This window comes from Kiritimatiellia bacterium (genome assembly GCA_018001225.1).
Classification (GTDB): domain Bacteria; phylum Verrucomicrobiota; class Kiritimatiellia; order CAIQIC01; family JAGNIJ01; genus JAGNIJ01.
In genome coordinates this window covers 1-16,484 of record JAGNIJ010000041.1, presented here as the reverse complement: position 1 = coordinate 16,484, position 16,484 = coordinate 1, and the positions used below count along the sequence as shown (strand labels likewise).

Sequence of the window (16,484 nt, the reverse complement as noted above, 5' to 3'; positions counted from 1 at the left end):
TCACCCGTGGCGCAAGGCCACGGGGGTCTCGATCCCCGACCCCCGCGGGCTTGTCCCGCGGGTGAAGGAGTTCTATCCTGCAACCATGGAATTCCCGCTGGTCCATCACCTGTCTTACTCCTGGTCCGGCTGGCCGATGGAGAACACCTTCCCGCCCGATCCGGAGCCGGCTTTTCTCGATGACCTGCGCGCCGCATGGGTTCAGGACGGACTGGATCTCCAGCATTACGATTGGCGGCCTGCGATCATCCAGATGGCCTTTCTGGTGGAACCCGACGCGGCCCCGAGTCTTTTCGCCGGGCGGGTCAAGGGGCGACTGCAACACGCTCTGCGGCAGGCGGGACGGCCCACCGGCTTCAGCCGGAAGGTTGCCGTGCGGGCGCTGGGCGACACTATCTCCCCGGCGGTCGAAGGCTATTTACAGGAGCAGACGGCGCGGGCGGAACTCGCGGACGAACGCTATCGCGCCACGCTGAAGGCTGCGGCGTTCGTGGATGACGCCGTGGATCTTTCGCAGCCCGCGGAAACCAAGAGCGGGCGCTATTGGTTCAACCTGCACCTGGTGGCCGTGACGGAGGACCGCTTCCGGATCGGGAAGGAGGATTTTCTCCCCAAGGTCCGCGCGGGTGTTTTCGCCTGGGCGGCGGAGACGGGCTGCCGCCTGAAGGCGTTTTCGCCGATGCCGGACCATGTGCATGTCGCCGCGCGCGGGGATCCGGAGCGTTCGCCGCGGGAACTGGGCGAGGCGCTGTGGCGGAATCTGAACCGGGCGGCGGGGTGCCGGTTGATGAGCGACCGGGTGTATGCAGGGACGTTTTCGGAGTATGGCTTGGGGGCGATCCTGAAGGGGTCTTGAACTGATTCACCCGTGGCGCAAGGCCACGGGGGTCTCGATCCCCGACCCGCGGGTGGCGCAAGGCCACGGGGGTCTCGATCTCCGACCCCCGCGGGCTTGTCCCGCGGGTGAAGAAGTTCACACCGACACGCCCAGCCGCGGGATTTTCAGCCGCTGCCGGAAGGTCTCCCCCTCCAGCAGTTCCCGCTTGCGCCACGGGAGCGTCCCGCGGCCGGTGGTCGGCTTGCGGCCCAGGAACAGGGACGGGCCCAGGCGCAAGGTGTGCTTGCCATAGCGCTCGTTGACGGCGTCGATCACGCCGGAGACCGCGGTCATCTTGTCGATCCGCACGCGGTCCTCGAACAGCTCGAACTGCTCGCCGCGGTCCGGTTCCAGCCGCCCGAGCACGACGATCGTCGCCCGGTACTCGGCCCCATCCCGCCAGATCCGGTCGAACAGGTCGCGGACGAGCGGCATGACCTCCTGCGTCGCGGCGGTCGGGCGCTGGAGCCGGGCCTCGATCCCCTCGTACGTGAAATCCTGGAAGCGCAGGGAGACCTGGAGCTCCCGCGCGCGCAGCTTGTGGCGGCGGAGCTTGATGAAGGCGGATTCCACGTTCCGGGTCAGCCGCGCGAAGACCTGGTCCCGGTCGCGCGCGGGCTCGGCGAAGGTCTTGCACTTGCTGATGGTGTAGTAGGTGGATTTCTCCTCCGTCGTCACGGGGTACATGGCGTTCCCGCGCAGTTCGTTCCAGATCTCGCGGCCGATCTTGCCCATCATTTTCTCCGCCCAGGCCTCGGGGCGGCTGACAAAATCCCAGGCGGTTTGCAGGCCGTATTTCTTCAGCAGGTGGACCGTGTTGGGCCCGAAGCCCCAGACCTTCTCCAGGGCGATGCGGGGCAGGAACAGGTGCAAGTGGTTCCCCGCGACGGCGGTGAACCCGGCGGGCTTGCGGAACTTCGAGGCCAGCTTGGCCAGGCCCTTGGAAAGGCTCAAGCCGACCGACACGGTGATGTCAAGTTCGGCGCGGATATCCTGTTGCAGGCGGCGGGCGATCTCCTCGTAGGATGCATGGAACACCCGGCGCAGCCCGGAGAGGTCCGCGAAGCCCTCGTCGATGGAGTACTCCTCCACGACCGGCGTGTAGCGGCGCGCGATGTCGAACATGCGCTTGGAATAGAGGCTGTAGGTCTCGTAATCGCTGGGCAGGATGACGAGGTCGGGGCACTTCTTGCGGGCCTCCGCCAGCGTGATGCCGCGCGCGACGCCGCGGGCCTTGGCCTCGTAGCTGGCGCAGGCGATGATCCCGCGCTCCCGCCCCGTCACCACCGGACGGCCCTTCAACTCCGGGTGGATCGCCTGCTCGACGGCCGCGAAGAACGCGTCCCCGTCGAAATGCACGATCGCGCGGGGGTAGGAATGAAGGGTTACAAGCTGATCCTCCTTTTTCATTGAACCACGGATGTCCACGGATACACACGGCGCAGCCTTTCGGCCGCAACCAAAGAAGTATTAACGCAAAGTCGCGAAGGAACGCAAAGCCACGCAAAGACTATCGAGGGGGGACGGGTTGTTCAGAACGGAGTCTTTTCTTAATTCTTTTCGCAGCCTTTGCGCGCTTTGCGCCTTTGCGTTAAATAATCTTCTCAAGAAATAAAAAGACGACGGATAGCAGGACGGATGGATTCGGTTTTCTCGCATCAAGGCCTCGTGCTCCAATCCGTGTTCATCCGTGGTTCTCCTTCATCCGTACTTCCGGATCACGGCCCGGACGATGCCGCCGATGGAGAGGGAGCGGCGGGGGCGGATGAAGCGGTACTTGGGGTTGGCGGGGTCGAGCCGGACGCCGGCGCGGTCGCGGTTGAAGTATTTCAGGGTCCACTCGTCGTCCACCTGGGCGACGACCACATCGTTGGGCTTCGGTGTGCCGCCCTTCTCGACGAGCACGATGTCGCCGGGCAGGATGCCCGCGCCCGTCATGGAGTCGCCCGTGACGGTCAGCATGTAGGTCGCCTCCGGGCGCCGGATGAGGAACTCGTCCAGCGTCAGCGTGTCGGCCAGTTCCTCCTCGGCGGGCGACGGGAAGCCGGCCTGGACGGCGCCGAGCAGTCGCACCGAGCCGGTCAGGCGCGGCGTGAGCGCGATCTTTCCGGCCGGGGATTTCCGGATGAGCCCGTGCTCCGCCAGTTTCTTCAGCAGGCCGTGGACCGCGTTCTTGGACCGGTACTTGAACAGCGCCAGCATCTCCGCGTAGCCGGGCGCGCGCCCCTCCTGCCGGTGGAACCGGCGCAGGGCCTCGATTTTCTCCTGGATGTGCATTTTCCGCGACATGGCCTTCTCCTTTCCAATCTCCATACTACACCATAACTGAACGAAAGTTCAGTATCAATAAATACTTCCGGGAGGAGGCGGAGAGGTGTATTTCCCGCGGGAATCCGGGTATATATTTCTCCGGAGATGAGCCGGAATGCGTACAGGGAGGCGCGGCATCCCGGCCGGGCGGCGGCGATGCTGGTCCTGGCGGCGATCCTGCGCACCGCCACCCAGGCGCTCGCGGACACGACGCACAGCCTCGTCGTGCGCGGGTCGAACCGCACGTTCATTGTCCACGTCCCGCCCTCCTACGACGGCTCGCGGGCCTTCCCCGTGCTGTTGATGTTCCATGGCCTGGGCGGGACGGCCGCCGGCGCGGCCTCGTCCTACTACGACTGGCAGGCGACGGCGGACACGAACCGGTTCATTGTGGCGTTCCCGGAATCGCTGACGCCGGCCGGCAAGGATATCCCGGGCTTTGAGGATTACGACGGCACGGGCAAGCGGTGGGACGTGGCCCACGTGTTCAGCAACCGCGTGGACTCGCAGGACGTCGAGTTCACGGGCGCGATCCTGGACTGGCTGGAAACGAACTACAACGTGCGCACTTCCCACGTGTTCACCACGGGCCATTCCTACGGCGCATTTTTCAGCTACTACGTCTCGGCCTGCCTGGACGGGCGGGTCAAGGCCTTTGCCGAGCATTCCGGCGGGTTGATGAGCTACACCTTTATCCTGACTTTCTACTGGCCGCTGGACGTCTCCTCCCCACCCCCGTCCGTCCCCGGCCTGCTGCTCCATTCGCCCGGCGACGGGACGGTGGCCTACTCGAACAGCGTCCTGCTGCAGACCGAGATGACCGCGCACGGGCAGACCAACCAGCTCGTAACGCTGGCCAGCGGACTGGGCCACGGCTGGGATAAGACGAAGAACCAGGCCCAGTGGGACTTCTTCCTGGCGCAGACGCCGATGATCGACGACGACGCGGACGGCATGCCGGACACCTGGGAGTGGCAGCACGAACTGGACCTTGCCGCCGACGATTCGGCCGCCGACCCCGACGGTGACGGGGCCGGCCACCTGGAGGAATACCGCGCCGGCACGAATCCGAAGAACGGGGCCTCGGTTTTCAGAGCGGAAGCCCTGGCCTTCGCCGGGCCGGGAACCGTCCTCGTCCGCTGGGCCAGCGCGACGGGCAAAACATACACGGTGTCCGCCTCGACCAACCTGGGCGGCGGCTTCACGGCGCTGACCAACGGCCTGCCGGCCACGCCGCCCGTGAACGTCTACACGGGGAACCTGCCGGAGTCGGCCGTGTATTATCGCGTGGCCATACCCTGATCCGGCAAGAAAGAAGACCGCCTCGCAGTTTATAAAGTGCGAGGCGGTTGTTTTTTTAAACCTCCACGATCTCCACCGGGCACTCGGGGATCGAGGCGAGGAACATCTTCCCGTACCACTTGGTCAGGATGCGGCTGTCGAGGATGACGATGATCCCCTCGTCCGTCTGCGTCCGGATCAGGCGGCCTACGCCCTGGCGGAACTTCAGGATGGCCTCGGGCAGCGAGTAGTCGCGGAACGGATCGCCGCCCTTCTCGCGGATCCGGTCCATCCGGGCCTTGATGAGCGGCTGGTCGGGCACGGCGAACGGCAGGCGGGTGATGATGACGTTGCCCAGCGCCTCGCCGCGGACGTCGACGCCCATCCAGAAACTGTCCAGCCCGAACAGCACCGCGCCACCGCCCTGCCGGAACCGCTCGAGCATCACGTGCCGCGGCAGGCCGGTCCCCTGCACCAGCATCGTCAGCCCGGCGGCCTCCAGGGCGTCGCGCGAGAGTTCGGCGACCTTCTTCATGAACTGGGCGCTGGTGAACAGGACGAAGGCGCGGCCCTCGGTGCGCCGGACATACTCGACGATGGCGCGGGCGGCCTCCGCGCCGAACCGTTCCCCCTCGTTCGGGTCCGGCAGGCCTTTCGGGATGAATATCCGCATCTGGCGCGGGTAATCGAACGGCGAGCCGAGTTGAAGCGTATCGCAGCCGCCCGCGCCGATGCGCCGGGTGAAGTAGTCGAGCTTGCCGCAAACGGCCAGCGTGGCGCTGGTCATGATCACGCAGTCCATGGCCTCGAAGAGCCGCTCCGCCAGGAGCGGCCCGACCTCGATGGGCGCGGAGTAGAGCACGGTCTGCTGGCGCCGCCGCCCCTCGCGCTCGATCCAGTAGACCTGGTCCGGCAGCGACTGCTTCAGGAAGGCATCGAGCATGTTGCGCATTTCCACGCCGTGCATCTGGGCGGACCGGAGCTCCGACTTGGTTTCCTCGTCCTCGAGCCGGCCCATGATGGTGCGCAGCGCCCCGTTCAGCCGCTGGAGCGAGTCCATGAGATCGCCGGGCACGTCCAGGGGGCCGGTCACGACCTGCTGGGACTTGCTTTCCGAGAGGCCCGCCCACTGGCGCACCGCGGCGAAGAAGGCGTCCACGTTCTCGCCCACCTTGACGACGCCGTTGGCGGCCTCGCCCTCTCGGAGGTGGGCCAGCAGGCCCTTGGTCTTCTCCGGCACGTACAGCCTGCGCATCCAGTGCTCGAAGGCGAAGTGCGAGAGGCGGATGCCGAGGTGCTCGGACGCGACGGACTCGGTCATGTGGGCCTCGTCCAGCACCACGATGCGGTAGTCCGGCAGGAAGCTGACGCCCTGCTCCCGGAGGGCCAGCTCGGAGAAGAGCAGGTGATGGTTCACGACCAGCAGGTGGGCGTGGCGAACCTGCGCGCGGGCCTTCATGAAGAAGCACTTCCGGTACTCGCGGCACTTGACCCCGAGGCAGTTGCCCACCTCCGCGCAGACGCTGCTCCACACGTCGGCGGAGGGCTGCTGCTTCATGTCCTGGAGGCTGCCGTCGGCCGTGCGGTCCGCCCAGGCCCGGATCATCTCCAGCTCGTCCTGGCCGTCGGCGGCGAACAGGTCGCCGCCCATGCGCCGCGCGCGGGCCAGGCGGCGGAGGCAGAGGTAATTCCCCCGCCCCTTGACCAGCACGGCCTTGAACGCCAGGCCCATGTGCTGCTGGAGGAACGGGAGGTCCTTGGCGATCAACTGCTCCTGCAGCGCGATGGTGTAGGTGGAGACGACCACCTGGATATTCCGGCTGACGGCGGCCTGCAGCGCCGGGACCAGGTAGGCGAAGCTCTTCCCGACGCCGGTCCCCGCCTCCACGGCGAGGTGCCGGGACGTTTCGATGGCCTCCGCGGCCGCGAGGGCCATCTCGCGCTGCTGGGGGCGCGGCTCGTAGGGAAACGGCTCGCCCGCGCAGGCCCGCTCCAGGCCCCCGCCGGGGCGAAAAAACCCGTCCACGACGGGCCGGAGTTCGAATTCAGGTTCCGGGACCGGTTCTGTTCGGGGCGCTATCATGGGGCGACCGGACAGGGGTGTAACATGTCCGCCGTCCGGGCGCCATTTTTTAAGTGACAAGAGCGGGGTTTCGTCGCACTTTGTTCGGTTTCGGTTAGGAGCCAAAACCATGGATGCTGCCCAAGCTGCGGAAGTAACCGTCAAGGCGCTCGAGGGCCGGGATATCTTCTTCCTGACCGCGATGATCCTCGGCGGCCTGGTGCTGTTCATCCAGGGGATGAACATGATGTCGGACGGCCTGCGCAAGGCCGCGGGCAGCAGCATGCGCACCCTGCTCTCCAGCGCCACGCACAACCGATTTTCCGGCCTTCTGCTGGGCACCGTCCTCGGCACGCTCGTCCAGAGCAGCGCCAGCACAGTCATGTTTGTCGGCTTCATCAACGCGGGTTTAATGACCCTGGTCGAGTCGGTCCCGCCGATGCTGGGAGCCAATATCGGCACGACGATTTCCATGCAACTGGTTTCCTTCAGGCTCGGAGACTACTGCTTCTTCCTGATCACCATCGGGTTCATCCTCCAATTCGCCGGGCCCAGCGCCTCCTTGAGGAATCTCGGGCCGGTGCTCCTGGGATTCGGCATTATTTTCCTGGGCCTGAACATCATGAGCGATGCCATCAAGCCCCACCGCGAGGTGTTTGCAGGGCTCCTCCAGGGGATCCAGGGTAATACCCTGGGCGCCATGCTCAAGGGGGTCGGCCTTGCCACGGCCATTACGGCGATCATCCAGAGCAGCGGCGCCGTCATTGCCATGTGCTTCGCGCTGATCACAAGCGGGGTGGTTGACAATTTAAGCCAGGTGTATCCGATTATCCTGGGCGCCAACATTGGCACCTGCGCAACGGCGCTGCTGGGCAGTATCGGAACCAATATCGAGGCCCGCCGTTCCGCCGTGTCTCACCTCATGTTCAACGTCCTCGGCAGCATCGTGGCCATCGTGTTCGCGCGGCTCTTTATCCGCTTCGCGGAATGGACTTCGGCGGACCTCATCCACCAGAGCGCCAATGTCAATACGGCTGTCATGGTGACCAGGGCGCTGATCGTGCTCCCCATCCCGGGTTTATATGCGAAGTTCATCACGCTCATCACGCCCTCCCGCCGGCCGGTGCCCCAACCGAGTTTTCTCGACAACCGGCTTGTGAGATTCCCCGAGAAGGCGATCTACGCGGCCATCTGCGAGCTGCGGCGCGTGATGAAGGTCTGCGCGGAGAGCTTCAGCCTGACGATCGACGTCCTGTTCCGCCCGGAGCGGAAGAAGGTGCAGGCCATCAAGCTCAACGAGAACGTCGTGGACGAGATCAAGCGGTCCATGAAGGACTACCTGGGCGTGCTGACCCGGAAGTACCTGTCGCGGCGCCAGGCGATCATCATTCAGCACCTCAACCGGTGCATGGCGGACATCGAGCGCATCGGCGACCACATCGACGAGCTTTGCGACATCTCCGTCCGCCGCTGGAGCCGCAAGGAGGCGCGATTCTGCCGGGAAACCCTGGAGCAGTTGTGCAGCCTGCACGAGGGGGTGGCGCGCGTGCTGCGGCTGGTGGTGCAATCCCTGAACCCGGACAACTCGGATTTCCAGGCCCTGGCCCAGGCCATCCTGCGGGCGCGCGACGAGTACGTGGAGCGGAGCATCAACACCAAGGCCGCCTTCACGGAACGTCTGGCCGCACACGACTTTGCCCCGGTCGTCGGCATGTTCTTCAGCGAGTACGTCGGGGCCTACGACCGGATCGTCAAGCACGCCAAGATCATCGCCCTGGCGGAGAAAACTCCGTACTTCTGGATCAAGCGCCAGAAGTTGGAACGCATGGTGGACGACGAGCCGGACTACAAGCCGCCGCCGCTCTCCGATCCGCACGACTTCCTGGACCGGCTGCACGCGGAAAATTACCTGTAGCGGCGGCTCTGCGAGCCGCCCGGCGCGTCGCAGACGCGCCGCTACAACGGCCGGCGTGCTTCGAGCTTTTCCACGACCTCGTCCGGCACGCGCAGGCCCCCGAACCCGCTGCCCAGCTTGATGTCCGGCGCCAGCGCGCCGTGGAAGTCGCTGCCGCCCGTGGCCACCAGGCCGAAGTCCTGCGCCAATTTCATGTAGGCCTGCTGGAGGTTGGCGGAATGCTCGGAGTAGTAGACCTCGAGCCCGCCCAACCCCTGTCCGGCCAGCCGCTGGACCAGTTCGCGAAGCCGGGCATCGTCCAGGCCCAGCGTAAAGGGATGCGCGAGCACGGCCACGCCGCCCGCGGCGCGGATCAGCGCGATGGAATCCTCGGTGGAGAACCGGCGGCGCTCGGCGTAGGCCGCCCTGCCCTTCCCCAGGTATTGATCGAACGCCTCGTCCTTCGTCTTCACGATGCCGCGCTCGAGCAGCACCTGGGCGAAGTGCGGCCGCCCCACGACGTCCGCGCCGGCGTGCTTCGCCACGTCGTTCCACTCGATGCCGAAGCCCAGGGCGTTGAGCTTGGCCAGGATCTCGGCGTTGCGCTTGTCGCGGCCCTCGCGGATCCAGGCGAGCCGCTCCTCGAGAACGGCGTCGTCCGGCCGGATGAAATAGCCCAGCATGTGCATCGTGCCCGGCGAAAAGTCAGCGCTGATTTCCACGCCGGGTATAGCCCGCACCGGCCGCCCCTCGGCGGCCTTCAGGAAACGCGGCAACCCGGCCGTGGTGTCGTGGTCCGTCAGGGCCACGGCCGTCAGCCCCGCGGCGCAGGCCTGGTCGACGAGTTCTTCTGGGGTCAGCGAGCCGTCGGAAAAGATGGTGTGCGAATGAAGATCTATCATTTTCTCCAGTCTCCTTTACGTTTGGAGGGCGACGGGCCCCCGTCGCCGGCGTTGTGGCGGCCTGGACCGGCCGCCCTCCAAGGCTGGGTGGAACACCTCACAACGTCCCAAGCAATTCCCGGGCGTGGGTCGCCACTTGCGCGGCCGTGAACCCGAATTTCTCGGCGAGGGTCTTATACGGGGCCGAAGCGCCGTACCGGGACAGCCCGATCACGCGCCCCGCCGGGCCGACGTAGCGATCCCAGCCCTGCGGCGAACCGGCCTCGACGGCGATCCGCCGGGCGCAGGCGGCGGGCAGCACGCTTTCTTTCAGGGAATCCGGCTGCCGCTCGAACAGCTCCCACGACGGCATACTGACCACGCGGACCCGCTTCCCCTCGCCCGCGAGAATCCGGCCCGCGTCCAGCGCCACCGCCGTCTCCGAGCCCGTGCCGATCAGGATGATGTCCGGCTCCCCGGCGCCGCTTTGCCAGAGAACGTAGGCCCCCTGCTCGACGCCGCCAACGGCCGCCGCCCGGTCGAGGTGCGGCACAGCCTGCCGGCTCAGGACGATCGCGGTCGGGGCCTGCCGTCGATCGAGCGCTATGCGCCAGGCCTCCGCGGTCTCGGCCGGGTCGGCGGGCCGGATCACCGCGAGCTTCGGGATCGCCCGCAGCGCGGCCAGTTGCTCGACCGGCTGGTGCGTGGGGCCGTCCTCGCCGAGGAAGACGCTGTCGTGGGTGAACAGGAAGATCACGGGCAGGTGGCTCATGGCGGCGAGGCGGATCGCGGGCTTCATGTAGTCGGAGAAGACCAGGAACGTCGCGCCGTAGACGATCCAGCCGCCGTGCAGGGCCATGCCGTTGAGCACCGCGCCCATCCCGTGCTCGCGGATACCGAAGTGCAGGTTGCGGCCCTCGAAACTTTCAGGCCCGACGGAGGAATATTTCTTGAGAAAAGTGTTGGTGCTCGGCGCGAGGTCGGCCGAGCCGCCGACCAGGTTCGGCACGGCTTCCGCCAGCGACTGCAGCACGGACCCCGAGGCCTGGCGGGTGGCCATGGGCTTGGCTGGGTCGAAGGAAGGACACCGCGAGGCCAAGTTCGCCGGCAGCCCGCCCGCGATGAACGCCTTGAACTCGGCGGCCTCGGCCGGGTGGGCCTTCGCGTACTCGGCCATGAGCCGTTCCCACGCGACCTGTTGCGCCGCCCCTTCCGTGCGCCGCTGGGCGAAGAGGCGGCGAACCTCGTCGGGGATGAAAAACGGCTTGTCCTCGGGCAGGCCGAGCGCCTTCTTCGTCGCGCGGACCTCCTCCTCGCCGAGCGGCGAGCCGTGGCACTCGGCCGAATCCTGGAACTTCGGGCTGCCCTTGCCGATGTGCGTCCGGCAGAGGATCAGCGTCGGCCGCCGGGTTTCCGCCCTGGCGGCGTTGAGGGCCGCTTCGACCGCCGCGGGATCGTGTCCGTCCGCCTCGAGGACATTCCAACGATAGCCTTCGAACCGCTTGCGCACGTCATCGGAGTACGCGAGGTCCGTGGAGCCCTCGATGGTGATGCGGTTGCTGTCGTAGAGCACGGTGAGCTTGTGCAGGCCCAGGTGGCCGGCCAGCGAGAAGGCCTCGTGGGAGACGCCCTCCATCAGGTCGCCGTCGCCGGCGATGACGTACGTCCGGTGATCCACGATCGGGAAGCCGTCGCGGTTGAACCGCGCGGCGAGCATGGCCTCGGCCAGCGCCATGCCCACGGCGTTGCCGCAGCCCTGCCCGAGCGGGCCGGTCGTAGTTTCCACGCCCGGCGTCAGGCCGTATTCCGGATGGCCCGGCGTGCGGCTGTCCCATTGGCGGAAGCTCTGCAGATCCTCCATCGTGACGTCGTACCCGGATAGGTGGAGCAGCCCGTAGAGCAGCATGGAGCCGTGGCCGGCGGACTGGACGTAGCGGTCGCGGTCCGGCCAGTCGGGATGCGCGGGATTGTGCTTCAGGAATTTCAGGAACAGGACGGCCGCCATGTCCGCCGCGCCGAGGGGCATGCCCGGATGGCCGGAATTCGCCTTCTGTACGCCGTCCATCGCCAGCCCGCGCAGGGTATTGGCCGCCAGAGTCAGGTTCATGGTTTTCCTTTCGCGCCGGAATCCCGCTCACTATAAGCGCGGAAGGCGGCCGGCGCAAGAAACTCCCCGTTTCCAGGGATTGGACAAAAGGCGGCCGGTTTTTCCAACCATTGGAAAACCCGTTAGGGCCCGTCCGCGGCCGCGCCCCGGCCGGCGCGCACCTTCCGCAGCAGGGCGCGGAAGCGGGGATCGGCGTGCAGCGATTTCAGATCCCGGTCGCGGCCCATCCAGTCGGCGTCGTGGTACCCGGCGCGCACGGCGCGCTCCAGGGTCAGCAGGGCCTCGTCGGGGCGGGCGGTCAGCGCGTAGCTGCAGGCGAGGTTGTAGAGGACCATCGGATCGGCGGGATACACGCCGGCCATGCGGAGATCCATCGCCAGGCCTTCCTCGAACCGGCCGGTCCGGGTGTACAGGTCGCCGAGGGCCTCCCAGACGTGGCGGTTGTGCCCGCACCGCTTGTGGACGGCCTCGAGGAAGGCGATCTCCACCTTCTCGTGCCGGCGCGGCTTGCGGGGGGCGGGCTGGTCCATGGTCGCTCCCGGGGCTACCGCTTGTCGATGGGCACGAAGGGCAGGTTGTTCTGGCCCGTGTAAAGCTGGCGGGGCCGCCAGATCTTCTGTTCCGGGTCCCGTGTCATCTCCAGCCACTGGCTGATCCAGCCCGGCAACCGGCCGAGGGCGAAGAGCACGGTGTACATGTCCGTCGGGAAGCCCATGGCGCGGTAGATGATGCCCGTGTAGAAATCCACGTTCGGGTAGAGCTTGCGCTCGATGAAGAACGAGTCGGCGAGCGCCTTCTCCTCCAGCCGCATGGCGATGTCGAGCAACGGGTCCTGGACGCCCAGCTTGTCGAGCACCTCCTTGCACATGCGCTTGGCAATGCGGGCGCGCGGATCGTAGGTCTTGTAGATCCGGTGCCCGAATCCGCTCAACCGGAAGCCCTTCGACTTGTCCTTGGCCTGCTCGATCACCGCGTCCACGTTGCCGCCCTGCAGGCGGATCCGCTCGAGCATCTCGATCACCTCCTGGTTGGCGCCGCCGTGGAGCGGGCCCCAGAGGGCGCAGATGCCGGCGGAGATGCAGGCGTAGAGATTGACCCGCGCGCTGCCGACGAGGCGGACGGTGGAGGTGCTGCAGTTCTGGTCGTGGTCCGCGTGCAGGATCAGCATCTGGTTCATGACCCGGACCAGCATGGGGTCCATGGGGTAGTCGCGGACGGGCGAAGAGAACATCATGTTCAGGAAGTTGGCGCAGTAGCTCAACTTGTAGCTGGGGTAGACGAACGGCTCGCCGATGGATTTCTTGTAGGAGAACGCGGCGATGGTACGCAGCTTGGAGAGCAGGCGGGTCGCCGTGATGTCCAGTTCCTCGGCTTCCGTCTCCTCCAGTTCCGGGTAGAAGCTGGAGAGCGAGACCACCATGGCCGAGAGCACGGCCATGGGATGGGCGTGCTCGGGATACTTCTCGAAAAAGGTGATCATGTCCTCGTGGATCATCGAGTGTCGGTTCATGAGGACGCTGAACTGCTCGAGCTGCGGCCGGGTCGGCAACCGGTCGTGGATCAGCAGGTAGGCGACTTCGATGAAGGTGCAGTTCTCGGCCAGGTCCTCGACGGAGTAGCCGCGGTAGACCAGGCGGCCGGCCTCGCCGTCCACGTAGCTCACGCCGCTGCGGCAGCTCACGGTGTTGGCGAATCCCGGGTCGTAGGACGTCAGGCCGGTGTCCTTCCGCAGGTTTCGGATGTCGATGGCGCGCTGGCCGAGGTTATCGGACAAGACCGGCAGTTCCACGGTCCGCCCGTCGTGGGTCAACTGTGCTTTGCTCTGTCCCGTTTCTGCGCTCATGCCGTCCTCCCGCGTTCTCGGTTCAGTTCATTCTGCCGACTCCGTCGCTGATTGCAAGCCCGCCGAAAAAAGCAAAAGCCCGACCGCGCCGGGTCGGGCTCCTGTTTCCCTGGGGACAGGTCAGGCCTTGACGATCCGGCCGGCCTTGATGCACGAGGTGCAGACACGGCGGGTCTTGACGCCGCCGTTTTCGCGGACGCGCAGCCGCTGGAGGTTCGGCAGGAACCGCCGGCCCGTGACGGCCGTGGTATGCAGGCCGATGCCGCCCTTCTTCTTGGACAATCCATGCCGCACGATCCGGTTTCCCGTCCGGATGCCCTTCCCGCATATTTCGCAAGCCATCGCCATAATCGACTCCTTCCAAACCTTCCAAGGCCGCGCACTATAGGGGGTGCCCGGATTCTTGACAAGCCTAAAGCGTCCGCGCGAAAAGCGGTTCAGGGCGCGGTCCGGAGCCGGACGACCACCCGGAACCCGCCGTCCGAATAACGTCCGGTGGACAAGGCCTTGAACCGGAAGGCGCAGCGCGCGTATTGCCCCATGTACCCCCAACTCCCCCCCCGCACCACGCGGCACTCCGCCGTCTCCTCGAACTTCTCGCCGCCCCGCCAGTATGTCACTTTTTCCGGCGAGCCCTGCGGCACGGGCGGCGGATCCTGCTGCCCGTCCTGCAGGTTCCGGTAGGCGTCCGGCAGGTAGTAGTCCAGGCACCACTCGAGGACATTGCCGGCCATATCGAAGAGGCCGTAGCCATTGGGCTCGAAGCGCCGAACGGGGCGCGTGGTCTCCGCGTAGGCGCCCTTCCGTTTCGCCAGGATATCGCGCTGGTAGGGCTCCCACCAAGCCAGCCATTCCTCGAAGCTTTTGAACTCGGCGCGCCCGCCCAGCCGCTCGGCCGTGTTGGCCCGGGTCCAGTCCCATGTATCGCCCCACGGCCACAGGGTTTCCCGCCCTCCTTCGGCGGCCTTCTCCCACTGCGCCTCGGTCGGCAGATCGCCGCCGATCCATTCCGCGAACGCGCGGGCCCCATACCACGAGACCTCGACCACGGGATGCTCCTCGAAGCCGGGATCCGGCATGAATTGCCCGTCCACCATGCTTAACTTGATCGCCGGCCCCATGTTCACCCACGTCACGCCGGCTTCGGTCTGGTTGCCGTTTTCCACGAGGAAACCCGTGTACTGCTCCACGGTCACCTCCGACTCGCCGATCCAGTAATCGCCCAGCTCGATCCGGCGGGCGGGATGCTCCTCCGCCGCGCCCACCCCCGCGGGACTGCCGAGCGAGAACGGGCCGGCCGGGATCAGCAGCAGGCGATACCCGGTCTTCTTGTGCTCGATGATCTTCGGCAGGCCGCTGGCGGCATCGGTCTCCTGCCCGATTACGCGGTACCCGTCCGGCAGGCCCGGCCAGCGCAGGCGCATCTGCCGCTCCTCCTCCTGGGCCTGCACCGAGCGGGCTTCCTCGGCGCGGACGCGCAGTGCCGCCAGCCCGATCTGCTCGGCCTGCCCGTACACCTGGATGGCGGCCGACCAGTCCTTGACGGCGTCCAGGAAGACGCCGGATTCCATCGACCGGGCCGCGGCGCTGAAGCGATCCTCCGCGTTGGCCCATAACTCGGGCGCATCCCGTTCGGCGCTATGGCGCTTCGCATTCCAGCGCGCCTGTTCCGCCCGTTTCCTGCTCTTCAGGGCCGCCTGGCGGTTCTCCACAAGTTGAAGCCCGTGATCGCACTCGGCCACGGCCTCCCGGAACGCCTCCTTGGCCGCCGCGTAATCCGGGGCCGCCAACAGCGCCTCCGCGCGGGCGAAGACCGCCAGGGCCTTTTCGAGGGCCTGCTTTTCGGCCGGCTCGGTCCCCTCGCTGCGCAGCCGCTCCAACCTGGCGGCCCCGTCCACGCGGGCCAGTTCCGCCTGGGCCATGTCCCCCGCCCGCTCCAGCTCCTTCTGCAGGGCCAGCGCCTCCGGCAGGCCGGGAACCAGGTCCAGCGCGCGCCGCGTGAGCACGTCGGCTTGCGCGATCTTGCGCAACGAGAACAGGTCGCGGGCCTGCGCGAGCAGCGACTCGGCCTCCGCCTGCCGCTCCGCCGCCAGGCGCCGCTCCTCGGCGCGCCGCTCGATCGCGGCCTGCACCTTCTGCCAGACCCGGTACCCCTGCCACGCCGCCACGCCGGCCAGCGCCAGCAGGACCAGGGCGATCAGCATCCGGCGCAACCCGAGGTTCGTGACGGCTTTCTCCACGTCGCGCCGCAGCGCCACGGCATCGGGATACCGGTCCGCCGGGTCCGGCTCCAGGCATCGTTCCGTGATCGGGTCCCAGACCTTGGACACCCCGTAGCGCGAGGGCGGCACAAACGTCGCGCCCGGGCGCCCGCCCGTGAGCATCTGGTAAAGGATCACGCCGAAGGCATAGAAATCGGTCTGCGGGGTGACCTGGCCGGCCTTTTCCTCGGGGCTGGTGTAGGCGTCGCTCTTCAGGGCGACGGGCAGCACCTCGCGAAGCGGCATGATGCCGAAATCGGAGACGTGCACTTCCAGCGCATCCAGGTCGGATGCCGCCTCCGCGGCCGAGCCCAGCCGCCGGTGTACGGTTCGCTGGGCATCGAGAGACCCGATGAGGATGTCGGCGGGATGCAGGTAGCCGTGCACGACACCCGACCGGTGCGCGTGCTCCAGTGCCGCGCAGATCTGGAGGGCCACGTGCCTCACCTTCCGCTCGTCCCGGATCCGGCCCCCGCCGTCCCGTATTTCGTCCCGCAGCGCCCGGGGTTCGCCGCGCGGCCCCTCGATGAAATCCATGGCCAGGTACATCAGCCCCTGGTCCGTCCCCATTTCGCGGATCAGCCGGATGTTCGGGTGATCGAGCTTTTCGCTCAAGCTCACGAGCTCCCGCAGCGCCGCCGCGGTTTGAGGCAACCCCGCGATTTCCTCCGGGATGATCCGGAGGGCGCTCCGTTTCCGGGTTTCGACGTCCTCGGCCAGGTAGACCTCGCCGAATTCGCCGACGCCCAGCGGGCGCAAGATGCGGAAATGCGCCAGGGTGGAACCGAGCGGCAGTCGATAGCGGTACGCTTCCGTTCTGCCCGTCCCGCCGTTGTTCGGTTCGCCCGCCATGAGATCCGAGTCCTAGAGCCCCGCCGCGCGACGGGCCCGGAATCTCTGGCTCAATCCGTTCGTGGACGAGTCGTGCCGTAACTCGGGTGCCGACGCCGCCTGCAGTTCCGAAAGAA

Annotated in this window: 12 protein-coding genes; 3 read left to right on the top strand and 9 right to left on the bottom strand. The window is 66.8% G+C overall.

Going from position 1 to position 16,484, the window contains the following annotated elements; genetic code table 11:
• Positions 1–85 precede the first annotated feature (85 nt).
• A complete protein-coding gene (locus tag KA248_12670; GenBank protein MBP7830759.1) occupies positions 86–856 on the top strand; it encodes a transposase in 771 nt (256 codons plus the stop codon).
• A gap of 117 nt (positions 857–973) precedes the next feature.
• On the opposite strand, the gene KA248_12665 is transcribed toward KA248_12670, so the two are convergent.
• Both KA248_12665 and KA248_12660 read right to left on the bottom strand, forming a co-directional pair.
• On the bottom strand, positions 974–2,287 hold the full coding sequence (locus KA248_12665; protein ID MBP7830758.1) for a DNA polymerase IV: 1,314 nt from the start codon (positions 2,285–2,287) through the stop codon (positions 974–976).
• A gap of 291 nt (positions 2,288–2,578) precedes the next feature.
• Positions 2,579–3,166, bottom strand: coding sequence for a LexA family transcriptional regulator (locus KA248_12660; protein MBP7830757.1), 588 nt, complete (start codon positions 3,164–3,166; stop codon positions 2,579–2,581).
• Between the two features lie 126 nt (positions 3,167–3,292).
• On the opposite strand from KA248_12660, the gene KA248_12655 reads away from it, so the two are divergent.
• Complete coding sequence (locus tag KA248_12655) at positions 3,293–4,489, top strand: hypothetical protein (GenBank protein MBP7830756.1); 1,197 nt, start codon at positions 3,293–3,295, stop codon at positions 4,487–4,489.
• Between the two features lie 55 nt (positions 4,490–4,544).
• Here the strand turns inward: KA248_12655 and KA248_12650 are convergent, their stop codons facing one another.
• Complete coding sequence (locus KA248_12650; GenBank protein MBP7830755.1) at positions 4,545–6,551, bottom strand: helicase; 2,007 nt, start codon at positions 6,549–6,551, stop codon at positions 4,545–4,547.
• Positions 6,552–6,660: 109 nt separating this feature from the next.
• Here KA248_12650 and KA248_12645 point away from each other — a divergent pair, with 109 nt between their 5' ends.
• Positions 6,661–8,445 carry a Na/Pi cotransporter family protein gene (locus KA248_12645; GenBank protein MBP7830754.1) on the top strand — a complete coding sequence of 595 codons (1,785 nt, stop codon included), beginning with the start codon at positions 6,661–6,663 and terminating at the stop codon, positions 8,443–8,445.
• A 41-nt stretch (positions 8,446–8,486) separates the two neighbouring features.
• On the opposite strand, the gene KA248_12640 is transcribed toward KA248_12645, so the two are convergent.
• The 6 genes from KA248_12640 to KA248_12615 form a co-directional block, all read right to left on the bottom strand.
• Positions 8,487–9,326, bottom strand: coding sequence for a PHP domain-containing protein (locus KA248_12640; GenBank protein MBP7830753.1), 840 nt, complete (start codon positions 9,324–9,326; stop codon positions 8,487–8,489).
• A gap of 97 nt (positions 9,327–9,423) precedes the next feature.
• Positions 9,424–11,412 (bottom strand): transketolase, encoded by a 1,989-nt coding sequence (tkt, locus tag KA248_12635; GenBank protein MBP7830752.1) that lies wholly within the window; start codon positions 11,410–11,412, stop codon positions 9,424–9,426.
• 122 nt (positions 11,413–11,534) lie between these two features.
• Complete coding sequence (locus KA248_12630) at positions 11,535–11,942, bottom strand: hypothetical protein (GenBank protein ID MBP7830751.1); 408 nt, start codon at positions 11,940–11,942, stop codon at positions 11,535–11,537.
• Between the two features lie 14 nt (positions 11,943–11,956).
• Positions 11,957–13,255 carry a citrate synthase gene (locus tag KA248_12625; GenBank protein MBP7830750.1) on the bottom strand — a complete coding sequence of 433 codons (1,299 nt, stop codon included), beginning with the start codon at positions 13,253–13,255 and terminating at the stop codon, positions 11,957–11,959.
• Positions 13,256–13,375: 120 nt separating this feature from the next.
• Positions 13,376–13,603 carry a 50S ribosomal protein L28 gene (rpmB, locus tag KA248_12620; GenBank protein MBP7830749.1) on the bottom strand — a complete coding sequence of 76 codons (228 nt, stop codon included), beginning with the start codon at positions 13,601–13,603 and terminating at the stop codon, positions 13,376–13,378.
• An 89-nt stretch (positions 13,604–13,692) separates the two neighbouring features.
• Entirely contained in the window at positions 13,693–16,368 is a 2,676-nt protein-coding gene (locus KA248_12615) for an SUMF1/EgtB/PvdO family nonheme iron enzyme (protein ID MBP7830748.1), read from the bottom strand.
• Positions 16,369–16,484 lie beyond the last annotated feature (116 nt).

Excerpts from the sequence above, each read along its gene's own strand:
- KA248_12670 (MBP7830759.1), top strand. The coding sequence starts at position 86 with ATGGAATTCCCGCTGGTCCATCACCTGTCTTACTCCTGGTCCGGCTGG.
- KA248_12665 (MBP7830758.1), bottom strand. The coding sequence starts at position 2,287 with ATGAAAAAGGAGGATCAGCTTGTAACCCTTCATTCCTACCCCCGCGCG.
- KA248_12660 (MBP7830757.1), bottom strand. The coding sequence starts at position 3,166 with ATGTCGCGGAAAATGCACATCCAGGAGAAAATCGAGGCCCTGCGCCGG.
- KA248_12655 (MBP7830756.1), top strand. The coding sequence starts at position 3,293 with ATGAGCCGGAATGCGTACAGGGAGGCGCGGCATCCCGGCCGGGCGGCG.
- KA248_12650 (MBP7830755.1), bottom strand. The coding sequence starts at position 6,551 with ATGATAGCGCCCCGAACAGAACCGGTCCCGGAACCTGAATTCGAACTC.
- KA248_12645 (MBP7830754.1), top strand. The coding sequence starts at position 6,661 with ATGGATGCTGCCCAAGCTGCGGAAGTAACCGTCAAGGCGCTCGAGGGC.
- KA248_12640 (MBP7830753.1), bottom strand. The coding sequence starts at position 9,326 with ATGATAGATCTTCATTCGCACACCATCTTTTCCGACGGCTCGCTGACC.
- tkt (MBP7830752.1), bottom strand. The coding sequence starts at position 11,412 with ATGAACCTGACTCTGGCGGCCAATACCCTGCGCGGGCTGGCGATGGAC.
- KA248_12630 (MBP7830751.1), bottom strand. The coding sequence starts at position 11,942 with ATGGACCAGCCCGCCCCCCGCAAGCCGCGCCGGCACGAGAAGGTGGAG.
- KA248_12625 (MBP7830750.1), bottom strand. The coding sequence starts at position 13,255 with ATGAGCGCAGAAACGGGACAGAGCAAAGCACAGTTGACCCACGACGGG.
- rpmB (MBP7830749.1), bottom strand. The coding sequence starts at position 13,603 with ATGGCGATGGCTTGCGAAATATGCGGGAAGGGCATCCGGACGGGAAAC.
- KA248_12615 (MBP7830748.1), bottom strand. The coding sequence starts at position 16,368 with ATGGCGGGCGAACCGAACAACGGCGGGACGGGCAGAACGGAAGCGTAC.